This window comes from Haloarcula sp. HT12, from assembly GCF_055271655.1.
The window spans coordinates 651,219-664,359 of record NZ_JBUXKW010000001.1 but is presented as its reverse complement, the minus strand read 5'-3'; the positions used below and the strand labels follow the sequence as shown (position 1 = coordinate 664,359).

Genomic DNA, 13,141 nt, shown 5'->3' with positions numbered 1-13,141 from the left:
ATTTAGTGGCTGCCGTCCCTTGGTAGCGTATGTACTCGACGACGGTGCTGACCGACTTCGTCGCACAGCACTACCTCACCGTTCCGGACCCCGGACCCGAAGGGGTGCCCCACTCCCATCACTACGAGGTGGAACTGACCTTTCGCGGCCCGGAACTCAACGAGTACGACTACCTCGTGGACATCGACGACGCCGAGGCGGCGCTGGCGGAAATCGCCGACCGATACCGCGACGAACTGCTCAACGACCAGCCGAAATTCGACGGATACAACCCCAGCGTCGAACGTTTCGCCCGCGTCATCTTCGACATCGTGACCGACATCGTCGCCGACGACACCGTCACCGAACTGACCGTGACTGTCTGGGAAGACGACGAGGCCGCCGCCAGCTACGACGCCGCCGTATGAGGGTCGGGCTGACGCTGTACGGGAGCCTCGACGAGCGCTCGGGGGGGTTCCACTACGACCGACAACTGGTCGAGGGGCTCCGGGCGGGCGGCGACACCGTGGAAGTCATCGAACTACCGTGGCGGTCCTACTTCCGTGGGCTGCTCGACAACGGGTCCAGACGGCTGCGAGGGCGACTCGACGTGGACGTCGACGTGATGGTGCAGGACGAACTCGCCCATCCGTCGCTCGTCCGGACGAACCGCCACCTCCCCTACCCTCTCGTGAGCATCGTCCACCACCTCCGAGCGAGCGAACGACGACGGCTGACCTCGCTGTACCGCGCCGTCGAACGGCGTTACCTCGACACCGTGGCCGGGGTCGTCTGTCCCAGTACTGCCACGCGCGACGCCGTCACGGCCCTCGGTGTCGACGGCGATGCGACCGTCGTCGCGCCGCCGGCCGGCGACCGCTTCGACCCGGCTATCGACGCCGAGGCGATTCGCGAGCGCGCCTACGAGGGACCGCTCCGACTCGTCTTCGTCGGCAACATCACGCCACGCAAGGGACTGGACGCGCTCGTCACTGGCCTAGCCGCCGCCGACACCGACGCAGAACTCACGGTCGTCGGCCGCGCGGTCGACGCGGACTACGTCGCCGACGTTCGCCAGACCGTCAACGAGCGTGGACTCACCGACCGCGTCCGATTTGCCGGTGAACTCTCCGACCCGGACCTCGCCGCGACGCTCCGGTCCAGCCACGTCCTCGCCGTCCCCTCACACTACGAGGGCTTTGGCATCGTGTATCTGGAGGGGATGAGCTTCGGCCTGCCGGCGGTCGCCTCGCGGGCCGGCGGCGCGACGGATATCGTCACCGACGGCGAGACAGGACTGCTCGTCGACCCCGACGCGCCCACGTCTATCGCGCGGGCTATCGAAGGGTTGGCGGGTGACCGTGACCGACTGGCCGAGATGGGGCAGGCTGCCAGACGGCGCTACGAACGCCATCCGGACTGGGGAGCGACGACTGCTCGGGTGCGTCAGTTGCTCGAATCCGTCGCCGGCACCACTGAGGTGACAGCATGACGGACTCGTTCCAGCGGTATCTCCGGGCGAAACGGACGGTCGACGACCGCGCGCTGGACCGCCGCGTCATCGAGCGGCTGCGGACGGAACTGACGGCCCGCGCCGAGTCGACCGACGGCCCGCTTCGGGTGCTGGAAACCGGGGCCGGCATCGGCACGATGGTCGCCCGTGCCATCGAGTGGGACCTGCTGCCGCCCGGCCGAACCGAGTACACCGCCGTCGACGTTGACGGGGACACCGTCGCAGCGATGCACGAATACTTCGAGGACTGGGCGAGCGACCGGCCGATGGCGGTGTCCGGCACTGAGACCGTGGAACTGGACTGTCCCGACCGGCAGGTCGCGGTCGAACCGGTGACGGCGGAGGCAGTGGCCTACGCCGAGGCCGCGTCCGCCGAGTTCGACCTGCTCGTCGGCGCGGCGCTGCTGGACATCCTCGACCTCGACGCGCTCGATACCCTTCTGGGAGCGCTCGCTCCCGGCGGGCTGTACTACTTCCCGATCACGTTCGACGGCGCGACGCGGTTCCGGCCGGCACACCCCGCCGACGAGGCTATCGAGGGGCACTACCACGACCACATGGACCAGAAGCCGGGCGGCTCCAGTCGGGCGGGCGGCGACGTGCTCGAACGGCTCCGGGCGACGCCGGGCGTCGACCTTCTCGCCGTCGCCGGCTCGGACTGGGTTGTGCGCCCGGACGGCGGCGGCTATCCCGGCGACGAGGCGTATTTCCTGCGGCACATTCTGGATACCGTCGAATCCGCCGTTGGCGAGATAGGTGGCGAGACGTTCGACGAACTCGATCCGTGGCTGGCACAGCGACGTCAGCAGGTCGACGCCGGCGAACTGACGTATCTCACCCACCAGTTGGATTTCCTCGGCCGCGTGAAAAAGGATAGTTGAGGGCCACAGAGCCGCGTTTTGTGCTGCCTTACAGATTGCTGGCGGCGTCAACGGCCGTCTCCAGGGACGGCGCGTCGAACACGTCGCCGCCGACGTACGCGTTCGTGCCGGCACAGTAGAGGTCGCGAGCGACCTGAATGACGTCGTCATCGAGCGGCGCGGGGGACTCCGCACAGAGGGATTTCCAGTCGGCGACGCCTTCCTCGTCGGCCCGCTGTTTGGCCTCGCTCACGGCCTCGACCCACGCGGGCTGGGTGCGCTTGTGGTACTGGCGAATGACCTCCTTCGAGACCTGCTGGCCCCCGTAGGAGAAGCGGTTCTCGTCGAACGTGCCGACCACGTCGGCCACGCGGATCTCCCCGTCGTGGTACAGGCACTCGATCTTCCCGTCTTCGTGGACCAGGTCGGCTTCGGCGGCCTGCTGGGTCACGATGTGGTTCACTGCGCGGGCCAGCTCTTCCAGGCGGTCGATACTCGCCGTCCCGGCGATGCGGTCGGCCGCCTCGCGGTCGAGATACCGATCCTGTTCCTCGTATTTCGTCGAGAACTCGACGATGGGCTCGTCGAGGTCGACGACTTCGTCGGGCCAACTGTCGTAGTCGAGGCCGTGGTCGGCGGGCTCGGTCCGCGAGCGCAGCGACGACCCGACGCCGACGCGGTTCCGGAAGACGATTTCGAGTGGAATGAGGTAGTTCTCGCCGGCGTCGGCGTGGTAGGCGTCGTAGTCGTAGCGCCCGCCCTCGAAGGGCAGGTCCGGGACCTGCGTGAGTTCGATGACCATCTCCTCGGGGGCGGCCTCGGCCGATAGCGCCTCGCCGAGGTCAAGCACTTCCTCGCTGCCGGGGAGCCTGACGCCCTCGTAGTGTGTCGGGACGTGGTTTTCTTCCAGCAGTTGGAAGTTGTACGCGCCCATCGTACACAGCGACGCGCCCTTGTCGGGGATCTGGTCGGGCATCTTGCCCCAGTCGAACACGGAGTAGTCGTCCGTGAACACGAACGCGCCGCGGCCGAGCCCCTCGGCCGTCGCCGGTTCCTCTACGCGGAATTCCTTGACGCTCGTCATTGTGCCCGCCTTTCGCGCCGGGGACAAAGACGTTTCTCACTCGCGTTCGACGGTCGAGGTCAACTGTTTTCCGTCGGGCTGTCGACTGACCGTCTGATGGCGGCTAACCTGCTGGCCGAGGTAGTGATCATCGTCGCCGCGACGGCGGCGATCTGGAAAGGAAGCGACTGGCTCGAATCGTCGAGCGAACGGCTCGCGACGTACTACGGCCTCCCCGACGTCGTCCAGGGTGCGATCATCGTCGCCGTCGGATCGAGTTTCCCGGAGGTCGCAACCGTCGTCGTCGCGGCGCTCGGCGGTTCGATGCCGCTCGGCGTGGGTGCAATCGTCGGCTCGGCGATCTTTAACATCCTCATCATCCCCGCAGTCGCGGGCATCGCCACGGACGACGAACTCGAATCGAGCCGGACGCTCGTTTACAAGGAGGCGCAGTTCTACATGCTCGCCGTCTCGGTCCTGCTCATCACGATGGCGCTTGCGGTCATCTACTACCCCACCGAGGCGACGCTCACGGGCGTCATCACGCGGCCGCTGGCGGCAATTCCGCTTGCGCTTTACGTGCTATACGTCTTCATCCAGTACCAGGACACGGCCGACCACAACCCGGAGGAGGACTGGACCGCCGGAATCTCGGTCGGGCGGCAGTGGCTCTTCCTCCTGCTGGGCCTGGCTGTCATCCTCGTGGCGGTAGAGAACCTCGTCCACGCCGTCGGCGTCATCGGCCAAGCCGCCGGCGTACAGGAGTTCCTGCTCGGCGTGACGATCCTCGCGGCGGCGACGAGCCTCCCCGACACGCTCGTCAGCGTCAGGGCGGCCCGCGATGACCGTGGGGTCACATCCCTCGCGAACGTCCTCGGCTCGAACACCTTTGACTTGCTCGTCGCGATCCCGCTCGGCGTCCTCATCGCCGGCGCGTGGACGGTCGACTTCGCGATGGCCGTGCCGATGTTCGGCGTCCTGACTGGGGCGACGATCCTCTTGTTCACCGCGCTCCGGACCGACCTCGTGTTGAGCGAACTCGAATCGTATGCGTTGCTCGGTGCCTACGCGGTGTTCGTCGTCTGGGTTATCGCCGAGACTGCGGGCTGGATCGGCGGCGTGTTGCCGACCTGATGGGTCGGCCCCTGGCACTGCGGGACCCAGGAACCGCTCACGTCCTGCAACACGAGGGCCTGTCGACCGTGTGGGCCGTGTGCGGACCCATACGCTTTTGACCGTTCTTTCCCTCCTGTCCAGCAATGCCGGACGTCCCAGAGACCGTCGGTACTCCGGACGGCTCATTCGAGTTCGAGCACCGTCCGACGACTGACCAGTCGTTCGAGAACGCGCTCGCCAAGGCGAGAAACGGGACGCGACTGACGGTCGACGACGCGGTCGAACTCTTCACGACAGGCACCGACCGGGACGGCATCGACCACTACCGGAAAGAGCAGGTGCTCGAAGCGGCCGACCGACGCCGGGCCGAGGTCGTCGGCGACGAGGTCACGTTCGTCGCGAACCTCAACAACAACGTCACGACGGCCTGCAACACCGGCTGTCTGTTCTGTAACTTCAAGGACCGATCCGAGCAGTTCCGGAGCGAATACCAGGAAGACCACGGCGGCTTCACGAAGACGCCGAGCGAGTCCCGCGAAATCGTCCGGGACGCCCTCGACCGCGGCATCTACGAGGTCTGTTCGGTGTCGGGCCTCCACCCCGCGCTCGCACTGGACGACGAACACCGGGAGATACTGGAGACGAGCGACCGCGGCGACCTGAACTACCGCTCGCCCGACGAGTACGAGAAAGACCCGGCCACCTACTGCGAGCAGATTCGGGCGATGAACGTCGGCGGCGTCCATCTCCACTCGATGACGCCGGAGGAGGCCTACCACGCCCGCCGCGGGACCGACTGGTCCTACGAGGAGGTGTTCAGCCGACTCAAGGCCGCCGGGCTCGACAGCGTCCCCGGCACGGCCGCCGAAATCCTCGTCGACGAGGTCCGGGATGTCATCTGTCCGGGCAAGATCCGCACTGACGAGTGGCTCGAAGCGATGGAAGCGGCCGCGTCGGTCGGCCTCGATATGACCTCGACGATGATGTACGGCCACGTCGAGAACGAGCGCCACCGCGCGCTGCACCTGAAACGGATTCGCGACCTGCAAGACCGGACCGGCGCGATCACGGAGTTCGTCCCGCTCTCGTTCGTCCACGAGGAGACGCCGCTGTACGAGCGTGGCATGGTCGACGACGGCGCGACGGTCGACGAGGACGAACTGCTGATCGCCGTCTCGCGGCTCTTCCTCGACAACGTCGAGCACATCCAGTCCTCGTGGGTCAAATACGGCGACACGCAGGGACTGAAGATGCTCACCTGCGGTGCGGACGATTTCATGGGGACCATCCTCTCCGAGGAGATTACCAAGCGCGCCGGCGGCGACTACGGCGAGTTCCGGTCCTTCCAGGAGTACGCCGACATGATCACCGCCATCGGCCGGACGCCGGTCGAGCGGTCGACGGACTATCAGCAGCGCCGCGTCATCGACCCCGACGCCGAGGTGCTCGGGCCGCAACTCGGGCCGCGGGCCGACGGAACGCCGTTGCTGAAATGAATTAGTGGGCCACGGCTGGGCACCGGCCGTGGCCGACGTGGTAGCGTATTCCGCCTGGATTGCTGTCAGAGGCACGTCCAGGCATGATATATATTGGTTCGCCAGCGTATGTGTAGATACAGCCTAGAGGACTAGGTGGTTAATGTCGCCAGTGTCCATCCTGTCAGTGACAACTGCGCGGACGCGGCGGCTGACCGTCGGGGTTACAGAGTCACTGGATTCACGCCCCGGTCCAGTATCGACTGGAACCGTTCGCCGGCGTCGCCCTCGGCCTCGATAGCTGTCTCGATAGGCTCCGAGAGCCAGCCGTCCCCGACGAACCGCTCGTAGACGGGCAGCCGTTCCGTCAGGGGCACCTCGGCGGCGTCGGCGACGGCCGTCAGTTCTTGCAGTGCTGGCCACTCGTACTCGGGGTTGATGTGGTCGACCGTGACCGGTGAGACGCCGCCCAGGTCGTCGATGCCACAGTCGGTCAGGTCCCGGGCGGGCGCGAGGTTCGGGGGGACCTGTACCGATACTTCCCCGGGAAGCGCCGCGCGGGCCATCGCCGTCACTCGCCGCATCGTTGCGAGATCGGGCGAGCCACCCCGCCAGCGCTCGTTTTCGACGACAGGCTGGACGATCACTTCCTGGATGTGGTCGTAGCGCTCGTGCATTTCACGGATGGCGAGCAAACTCTCGGCGCGGTGGTGCCAGTCCTCACCGATACCGACGAGGATACCCGTCGTGAACGGGACGCCGAGTTCGCCGGCCACGCGGAGGGTGTTGAGTCGCTGGCCGGGACTTTTCGCTCGTGGGCCACCGTGAGCCTGCACCTCCGTGGTCGTCTCAAGCATCACACCCATCGAGGCGTTCAGATCGGCGACGTGGGCCATCTGTTCGCGCGTCTGGTCGCCCGGGTTGGCGTGGGGGAGCAACCCCTCCTCCAGCGCGATTTCGCAGGCTTCCCGGAGGTACTCGTGGATCGAGTCGTGACCCCACTCTGCGAGTTGGTCGTGGACCGCGGTGTAGCGGTCGTCCGGGTCGTCGCCGAAGGTGAACAGCGCCTCGGTGCAGCCGGCGTCGGCCCCGCGGCGACAGGTCTCGCGGATCTCTTCGCGGTCCATCAGCTCCGCCTGTCCCGGCGGGTCGTAGTACGTGCAGTAGGTGCAGGTGTACCGGCAGGCGGTCGTCAGCGGCAGGAACACGTTCCGGCAGTAGGACAGTTCCGACGCGGCCTCGACGTCCTCGGGCATCACGGACAGCAGCCGCTCGATGTCTGCGTCCGGAACCTGGATATCGATGTCGTACGCGTCCGTGCCGGGTATCACGTCCCGGGGTCTGCACCCCACGGACAAAAACCTTCACTCGCGGCTCACGGCGACACGGCCGTCTGTGAGCGACAGACTGAAACCGGCGTCGGCGAGCCAGTCGGCGGCCGCACCGTCGCTGTGAAGCAGCACCTCCGCGAGGTCGCCCGGTTCGTCGATGTCGGTCGCCAGCCGGCGAGAATCGACCTCGGCCACGTCTGCCTCCACTTCACGGGCTATCCGTCGGTGGTCCCGGATCGATGCACCGTGGTAGTCGACCCTGAACTCGGGATGGCGGCAGGCGAAGGCGTTTGTCCCGCCACCCAGGCCCGGGGCCAGCACAACGTCGGCGTCGGGGGCAAGGAGTCGCTCGATGCTTTTTGCCGTTGCGAGCGGGAGGTCGGCCATCACGACTGCGAGTGCGCCCTCGCCGTCGGTCACGGTCGACGCGAGCAGATCGTTGACGAGTGGATCGAGTCCGCGCTCGTCGACGGTGACCGGCGCAGCACAGTCGAGCGGCGCTGTCGAGATGACCTCGGGTTCGTGGCCCGCCGCGGTCACTGCGTCGACAACGTCCGCGAGCATCGCTTCGGTAAACTCGCGGCGCTCGTCGGGAGAAAGAACGGAAGCAAGCCGCGTTTTGGGGTCAGACCCCGAGACGGGGACGACGATGCGCATTACAGCTTGGAGTAGTCGTCCTCACCCATCTGGGTGTAGGCGTAGTAGCCGCCACCGACGAGCAACAGGAGGACGACCAGCCCGCCACCGACCAGCAGGAGCGTACGCTGGGTCTGGGCGCTCTGTTGGGCCTGCTGTGCCTGGCTCTCGGCCTGTCCGGCGAGGTCCTGGGCGTTCTGGAAGTTGCCGTTCTCGTAGGAGGAGATGGCGCTACTGACGAGCTCCTCGGCCTCGTCGTTCCCACCGGCTTCGTCGATTGCAGCCTGTGCGTCGTCGATTGCCTGTCTGGCCGCCTGGCTCTCTTCGGTGTAGTGGTGGGCGGTGTCGTTTCGGAACTCGTCTTCGTTGTTCCCGCTGACTCGGCTGAGGGAGGCGACCTGGTAGTTCTGTGCCGGGTCGTACGTGTAGTTCGATATCTCCGGCGTCGTGCCGACGAGTTCGATGCGGACCTCGTCCCCGTTGTCGTCGATGTCAAGGTCCTGTTCGAAGGACTGGTCGCCGTAGGTCTCCTGGCTCACCTGGTCACCGGCACGCAACACAGTGACCGTCCAGCTAACGTTTTGGAGCCCGGTCGAGCCGGCGAGCGTCCATTCGTTCGGCGCGTCGGTGAACGGGTCGTCTATCGTGTACGTCACCGACACCTCTTCGTCGACAGCGGTCTCGGTCGGGACCCCGTCGGCAGAGACAGAGAACGCACTGGCTGTGCCGGCAGTCGCGAGCAGCGCGACAACACAGAGGAGTGCGGCGGTCTTGTTAGAACAGCGGATCAAGTTCATCTTCGTCGTCTTCGACCAAGTCCTCTAAGTTATCTTCGCTTTGGTTACGGATGTCGTCGATGTTGTCCTGGGCCTCGATGGCGACCTGCTGGAGTTCCTTGATGCGTGGAACGTTGTGGACGCCGGCCAGCAGGATGGATGCGGCCACTTTCGGGGCGTTGGTCGGATAGTCGCCCCCGCGGACCTCCATCGAGCCGGTCTGCTCCTCGAGCCACTTCCGGCCGCGCTCGATTCCCTTCCGGTTCAGGTGCTCCGGCGGACCCGCCATCACCAGCAGCGCGCGCTCCGCACCTTCGATCTCACAGGGGAGCGTCAGCCGGCCGAGCGCGGCTTTCCGGACGAGCGATGTGATACGGTTCGTCGTGTTCGCCGTGTCCATCCCGTCGTCGGAGGAGTCGTCGCCCTTGAACCGCGAGAGCAGGCCGCCCCCGCCCGAGGATACCTCGACGTCTTCGGAGGCGTAGCCGACGGTGGAGACGCCGCCGCCGTCGAGCGTGTTGATGATCTCCGAGGAGTCGACGACGCTCTCGGCGACGTTGTCGCCGGCCTCGATCTCACCGGCCCCGAACAGCACGCCGAAGCGCCGGACGATCTCCTCGTTGATGTGGTCGTAGCCGCCCTCGACGGACTCGCCGGTCTGTCGCCAGGCGTCGTTGTCGAACACCATGAGGTTGTCCACCTCGCGCACGAACGTCTGGAACGAGCGGGCGGCGTTGAGGGTGTAGATGCCACCCTCGTCGCTGCCTGGCAGGACGCCCAGGCCGTACACCGGTTCGGTGTAGATGCGCTTGAGGTGTTTCGCGACGACCGGCGATCCGCCCGACCCCGTCCCGCCGCCGAGGCCGGCGACGATAAGGAAGGCGTCGACTTCGTGGACAGGGATGTTGTCGATCGCGCCCTGCACCTCGTCGATGTCCTCTTCGGCGATTTCCGCGCCGAGTTCGTTGTCCGCGCCCACGCCGTGGCCCTTGACGCGGGCCTGGCCGATGAGCACTCGCTGTTCTTCCGGAATGTGTTCTAGCCCAAGCAGGTCTGCTTTCGCTGTGTTGACTGCGACAGCCGAGCGGACGATTCCCGAGCCGGTCTCCTTGTCGTACTCGAGGAATTTGTCCACAATTTTGCCACCGGCCTGCCCGAAGCCGATCATCGCCAGTTTCATTATATGGTTCTCCGCTTAAAGGGTCAAAGAGCGATAGCGAGTATAAGTGTTTTGCCCGCCTCTCAGCCCTGAAACTCAGGCTTGAAAATTAATACTGTCTAACACGACGATCTGTAGGGAGAGGCTACCGCCGGTACTTATCCCCGGAGGTATCCGCTGAGTGTCGTTAAAGAGCCACTACTGACGCCGAACGCGTCGATATCGTTCGACGCCGGACTGTTATCGAATTTGAGTGAGCGATACTGATCGGCCCCCATCGGAAAGCCGACGCTCCCCAGGACAGAGAGGCCGACTTTCGCCAGCGGCATCGGGAGCGGGACGATGCTTACCGAAGCGCCCTCAGCATCGTACACCTGATTGGTCACATCCCTGAGAGTCAACACCTCCGGCCCACCGATTTCGTAGGTTTCACCGACGTGTTCTTCGGATTCGATACTGTCGACGAGCATCGGCACGAGGTCACCGACCCAGATGGGCTGGAACTTGGTCCGTTTGCCGCCGCCCGGGAGCGGATACAGCGGGACGCCGGGCGCGAACATCCCCTTGAGTCGCTTCGTGAAGGAGACGAACTCCCCGCCCTCGCCGAAGACGACCGACGGCCGGAAGATAGTCCAGTCCAGCGAGGACTGTGTGACGACCTCTTCGGCCCGGCCCTTCGACCGGATGTAGTGTGTGTCCCCGTTGGGGTCCGCACCCAGCGCACTCAACTGGACGAACCGGTCGACGCCGTGTGCTTCTGCGGCTTGCACGCTGTTTTCGGTCCCGCCGAGGTGGATGCGTTCGTGCATCTCGTCGCCGCCGTCCGGCTTGAACAGGGGCGACAGTGCGACCAGGAAATACACCGCGTCCTGCCCCTCGAACGCGCTCTCGATGCTGTCGTAGTCCGTGACGTCTCCGGCGACGGTTTCGACGCCGTCGGGCAGCGTCGCGTCCTCCGGTGACCGGGACAGTGCAGTGACAGCATGTCCCTGTTCCTCGAGTGCGCGGCACAGGTGTTGCCCGATGAATCCAGTCCCGCCGACGACAAGTACATCCATAGACCCCGATACGGTCGGTAGAACCGTAAAGGTGGGCGTATTTGTTCGGCTGACCGGCCCGCAGTCCGGCCACTTGTGTCAGCCTCCGGATGAAACTTGTGTCACCCTCTGGATGAACTGTCCAGGTCGGGGCGCTTACGTCCCCCCACACGGATTGTGCAGTATGCTCGTCACGCTCGAAGGTCTGGACGGGAGCGGCAAGACGACCGTGTGGGAACGGCTCCGCAGTGACGACGCGGTTCCCGACGAGGCCGTGTTCACGCGCGAACCGACCGACTCCTGGTACGGCGACGCCGTCCAGCGCTCCATCGACGACGACGACGCGGACTCGCTGGCCGAACTGTTCCTCTACACGGCCGACCACGCCGCACATCTCTCGAATACGGTCCGGCCGGCGCTCGATGAGAACCGACTCGTCGTCTCCGACCGCTACAGCGATTCCCGGTACGCCTACCAGGGCGCGACTCTCGCGGAAAGCGAGACGTTCGACGACCCGCTGTCGTACGTCCGGGAGGTCCACGCCCCCTGGACCCGGCCGCCGGACCGGACCGTGTACCTCGATATCGATCCCGAAACCGCCGCACAGCGAAGCGGTGCGACGAACAAGTTCGAGACCGCCGACTACCTCGCGTCGGTCCGTGACAACTACGAACGGCTCATCGACGCCGACCCGGAGCGGTTCGTTCGCGTCGACGCGACGGCCGACCCCGACACGGTGTACGAACGGGTCCGGGACGCGATAGTTTAGTCCATCGACGCCGGCAGTTCGACCTCGTCGGGGGCCGGCATCCAGAAGTAATCGAAAGTGATGCCGATAGCGAGCGGGACAACGACGGTCACGAGGATGACGGCCGTTTGGCTCCCGAGGTCCGCACCGAGTCTGAATACGCCACTCAACACCAGGAGGATGACGACCATGACCACCGGACAGAGGAGCAGCGAGTAGACGAGACTCCCCCACCGGGTGTGCAAGCGGACGCGGAAAAAGCGCGTCATGAGCGCCGTCACAGCACTGTTGACCAGCACGATGACGAGCAGGCCGATGATACCGGCGACACTGACCATACCTGCCGTAGGGCGGGGAGTCCCTTTGCCGTGTCGAAACGGCGTGACCCGCTCACTCTAAACAGATGTACGTGCGCGTGTCGGCGACGCCGTCGAGGTCTCGGACGTGACCCGAGACGGACTGCATGATGTCGTACACTTCCGAACCCGTCGCTTCGGCGATGATGTCGTACTGCCCGGCGACGATGTGTGCCTCGGTGATACCCTCGGCGTCGCGGACTGCCGCAAGGAGTTCCTCGGATTTGCCGGCAGCCGTTTTGATCATAATGAACGCGGTAACCATGTTGTGGTATGTCGTAGCATAACACGAAAAAGGTTCCGTCACGAGACAACAATGGTTGTGTTGTTTGGGATAGCGGTCAAGGCGTCCGGTGGTTCCGCCGGGTGGGTACTTTTATTCACCCCCGTCACATAGGGATGTGTATGCGATTCGTTATCGTGGGTGCAGGTCGTGTCGGACTGCGGACGGCTCGCGTCCTGCAAGAGAGCGGCCACGAAGTTGTCCTCATCGAGCGCGATGAGAACGCGGTCGAGCGCGCACGAACGGCCGGCTTCGAGGTGATCGCGGGCGACGGCGCTATCGAGGAGACGCTCGGCGACGCCGACCTCGAAGCCGCCGACGCACTCGGCGCGCTCACCGGCGACTTAAACGACAACTTCGTCGCCTGTATGATCGCCAAGGAACACGGCTGTCGAACCGTTATGCGTATCGACGAGGACTACCGCGAGGAGATATACCGACGCTACGCCTCCGACGTCGACGAGATCATCTACCCGGAACGGCTCGGGGCCATCGCCGCGAAGAACGCGCTGCTGGGCGGGAACATCCGTGCGGTCGCCGACATCGCACAGAACCTCCAGCTCGTGGAGTTCACCATTCAGAAGCAGTCGCCGATGGAGGGGTACTCGCTGTCGGAACTGGAACTCCCGTCGGACTCCCGGCTGATGGCCCACGGGAAAGGCGAGGCCCCACTCGCCATCCCCGACCCGGACGAAACGCTCGAGGCCGGCGACCGGGTCGTGATACTCGCGGACTTCGGGACGCTCTCGGACGTCCGCAGCATCGTTGTCGGTGAATCAGAGCCTGCGACCGCGCTCGGAGGTGCCTGA

Annotated in this window: 15 protein-coding genes; 7 read left to right on the top strand and 8 right to left on the bottom strand. The window is 65.4% G+C overall.

Annotated elements, in window-relative coordinates; translation table 11 throughout:
• The first annotated feature begins 29 nt into the window (after positions 1-29).
• The 3 genes from ACY9XZ_RS03505 to ACY9XZ_RS03495 are packed head-to-tail and all read left to right on the top strand — an operon-like array spanning position 30 to position 2,373.
• Positions 30-407, top strand: coding sequence for a 6-pyruvoyl trahydropterin synthase family protein (locus ACY9XZ_RS03505; protein WP_463455684.1), 378 nt, complete (start codon positions 30-32; stop codon positions 405-407).
• Positions 404-1,471: a glycosyltransferase family 4 protein gene (locus tag ACY9XZ_RS03500; RefSeq protein ID WP_463455683.1), complete on the top strand. Its 1,068-nt coding sequence runs from the start codon at positions 404-406 to the stop codon at positions 1,469-1,471. The genes ACY9XZ_RS03505 and ACY9XZ_RS03500 overlap by 4 nt, the downstream gene beginning before the upstream one ends.
• A complete protein-coding gene (locus ACY9XZ_RS03495; RefSeq protein WP_463455682.1) occupies positions 1,468-2,373 on the top strand; it encodes a hypothetical protein in 906 nt (301 codons plus the stop codon). Before ACY9XZ_RS03500 ends, ACY9XZ_RS03495 begins: the two co-directional genes overlap by 4 nt.
• Positions 2,374-2,401: 28 nt before the next feature.
• Here the strand turns inward: ACY9XZ_RS03495 and ACY9XZ_RS03490 are convergent, their stop codons facing one another.
• Positions 2,402-3,436, bottom strand: a complete 1,035-nt coding sequence (locus ACY9XZ_RS03490) for a phosphoribosylaminoimidazolesuccinocarboxamide synthase (RefSeq protein WP_463455681.1) — start codon at positions 3,434-3,436, stop codon at positions 2,402-2,404.
• Positions 3,437-3,532: 96 nt separating this feature from the next.
• Here ACY9XZ_RS03490 and ACY9XZ_RS03485 point away from each other — a divergent pair, with 96 nt between their 5' ends.
• On the top strand, positions 3,533-4,549 hold the full coding sequence (locus tag ACY9XZ_RS03485) for a sodium:calcium antiporter (protein WP_463455680.1): 1,017 nt from the start codon (positions 3,533-3,535) through the stop codon (positions 4,547-4,549).
• Positions 4,550-4,674: 125 nt separating this feature from the next.
• Positions 4,675-6,027 (top strand): 7,8-didemethyl-8-hydroxy-5-deazariboflavin synthase subunit CofH, encoded by a 1,353-nt coding sequence (cofH, locus tag ACY9XZ_RS03480; protein WP_463455679.1) that lies wholly within the window; start codon positions 4,675-4,677, stop codon positions 6,025-6,027.
• 203 nt (positions 6,028-6,230) lie between these two features.
• Here cofH and cofG read toward each other — a convergent pair whose 3' ends face one another.
• The 5 genes from cofG to ACY9XZ_RS03455 form a co-directional block, all read right to left on the bottom strand.
• Positions 6,231-7,337: a 7,8-didemethyl-8-hydroxy-5-deazariboflavin synthase subunit CofG gene (cofG, locus tag ACY9XZ_RS03475; protein WP_463455678.1), complete on the bottom strand. Its 1,107-nt coding sequence runs from the start codon at positions 7,335-7,337 to the stop codon at positions 6,231-6,233.
• A gap of 33 nt (positions 7,338-7,370) precedes the next feature.
• Positions 7,371-7,994, bottom strand: a complete 624-nt coding sequence (cofC, locus tag ACY9XZ_RS03470; RefSeq protein ID WP_463455677.1) for a 2-phospho-L-lactate guanylyltransferase — start codon at positions 7,992-7,994, stop codon at positions 7,371-7,373.
• Positions 7,994-8,770, bottom strand: coding sequence for a hypothetical protein (locus tag ACY9XZ_RS03465; RefSeq protein WP_463455676.1), 777 nt, complete (start codon positions 8,768-8,770; stop codon positions 7,994-7,996). Before ACY9XZ_RS03465 ends, cofC begins: the two co-directional genes overlap by 1 nt.
• Positions 8,748-9,929, bottom strand: a complete 1,182-nt coding sequence (locus ACY9XZ_RS03460) for a tubulin/FtsZ family protein (protein ID WP_004518503.1) — start codon at positions 9,927-9,929, stop codon at positions 8,748-8,750. The genes ACY9XZ_RS03465 and ACY9XZ_RS03460 overlap by 23 nt, the downstream gene beginning before the upstream one ends.
• A 137-nt stretch (positions 9,930-10,066) precedes the next feature.
• Positions 10,067-10,966 carry a complex I NDUFA9 subunit family protein gene (locus tag ACY9XZ_RS03455; protein WP_463455675.1) on the bottom strand — a complete coding sequence of 300 codons (900 nt, stop codon included), beginning with the start codon at positions 10,964-10,966 and terminating at the stop codon, positions 10,067-10,069.
• A gap of 163 nt (positions 10,967-11,129) precedes the next feature.
• On the opposite strand from ACY9XZ_RS03455, the gene tmk reads away from it, so the two are divergent.
• Positions 11,130-11,714, top strand: a complete 585-nt coding sequence (gene tmk, locus ACY9XZ_RS03450; RefSeq protein ID WP_463455674.1) for a dTMP kinase — start codon at positions 11,130-11,132, stop codon at positions 11,712-11,714.
• Here tmk and ACY9XZ_RS03445 read toward each other — a convergent pair.
• On the bottom strand, positions 11,711-12,031 hold the full coding sequence (locus tag ACY9XZ_RS03445) for a hypothetical protein (RefSeq protein WP_463455673.1): 321 nt from the start codon (positions 12,029-12,031) through the stop codon (positions 11,711-11,713). The genes tmk and ACY9XZ_RS03445 overlap by 4 nt on opposite strands.
• 52 nt (positions 12,032-12,083) lie before the next feature.
• Positions 12,084-12,314 (bottom strand): Lrp/AsnC family transcriptional regulator, encoded by a 231-nt coding sequence (locus ACY9XZ_RS03440; RefSeq protein ID WP_463455672.1) that lies wholly within the window; start codon positions 12,312-12,314, stop codon positions 12,084-12,086.
• Between the two features lie 140 nt (positions 12,315-12,454).
• Between ACY9XZ_RS03440 and ACY9XZ_RS03435 the strand changes: the two genes are divergently transcribed.
• Positions 12,455-13,141, top strand: a complete 687-nt coding sequence (locus ACY9XZ_RS03435; RefSeq protein ID WP_463455671.1) for a potassium channel family protein — start codon at positions 12,455-12,457, stop codon at positions 13,139-13,141.

What these genes read in the sequence shown, in the direction of transcription:
- ACY9XZ_RS03460 (WP_004518503.1), bottom strand. Translation starts at nt 9,929, where the DNA reads ATGAAACTGGCGATGATCGGCTTCGGGCAGGCCGGTGGCAAAATTGTG.
- ACY9XZ_RS03440 (WP_463455672.1), bottom strand. Translation starts at nt 12,314, where the DNA reads ATGGTTACCGCGTTCATTATGATCAAAACGGCTGCCGGCAAATCCGAG.
- ACY9XZ_RS03465 (WP_463455676.1), bottom strand. Translation starts at nt 8,770, where the DNA reads ATGAACTTGATCCGCTGTTCTAACAAGACCGCCGCACTCCTCTGTGTT.
- ACY9XZ_RS03445 (WP_463455673.1), bottom strand. Translation starts at nt 12,031, where the DNA reads ATGGTCAGTGTCGCCGGTATCATCGGCCTGCTCGTCATCGTGCTGGTC.
- cofC (WP_463455677.1), bottom strand. Translation starts at nt 7,994, where the DNA reads ATGCGCATCGTCGTCCCCGTCTCGGGGTCTGACCCCAAAACGCGGCTT.
- cofH (WP_463455679.1), top strand. Translation starts at nt 4,675, where the DNA reads ATGCCGGACGTCCCAGAGACCGTCGGTACTCCGGACGGCTCATTCGAG.
- ACY9XZ_RS03495 (WP_463455682.1), top strand. Translation starts at nt 1,468, where the DNA reads ATGACGGACTCGTTCCAGCGGTATCTCCGGGCGAAACGGACGGTCGAC.
- ACY9XZ_RS03505 (WP_463455684.1), top strand. Translation starts at nt 30, where the DNA reads ATGTACTCGACGACGGTGCTGACCGACTTCGTCGCACAGCACTACCTC.
- tmk (WP_463455674.1), top strand. Translation starts at nt 11,130, where the DNA reads ATGCTCGTCACGCTCGAAGGTCTGGACGGGAGCGGCAAGACGACCGTG.
- ACY9XZ_RS03500 (WP_463455683.1), top strand. Translation starts at nt 404, where the DNA reads ATGAGGGTCGGGCTGACGCTGTACGGGAGCCTCGACGAGCGCTCGGGG.
- ACY9XZ_RS03435 (WP_463455671.1), top strand. Translation starts at nt 12,455, where the DNA reads ATGCGATTCGTTATCGTGGGTGCAGGTCGTGTCGGACTGCGGACGGCT.
- ACY9XZ_RS03455 (WP_463455675.1), bottom strand. Translation starts at nt 10,966, where the DNA reads ATGGATGTACTTGTCGTCGGCGGGACTGGATTCATCGGGCAACACCTG.
- ACY9XZ_RS03490 (WP_463455681.1), bottom strand. Translation starts at nt 3,436, where the DNA reads ATGACGAGCGTCAAGGAATTCCGCGTAGAGGAACCGGCGACGGCCGAG.
- ACY9XZ_RS03485 (WP_463455680.1), top strand. Translation starts at nt 3,533, where the DNA reads ATGGCGGCTAACCTGCTGGCCGAGGTAGTGATCATCGTCGCCGCGACG.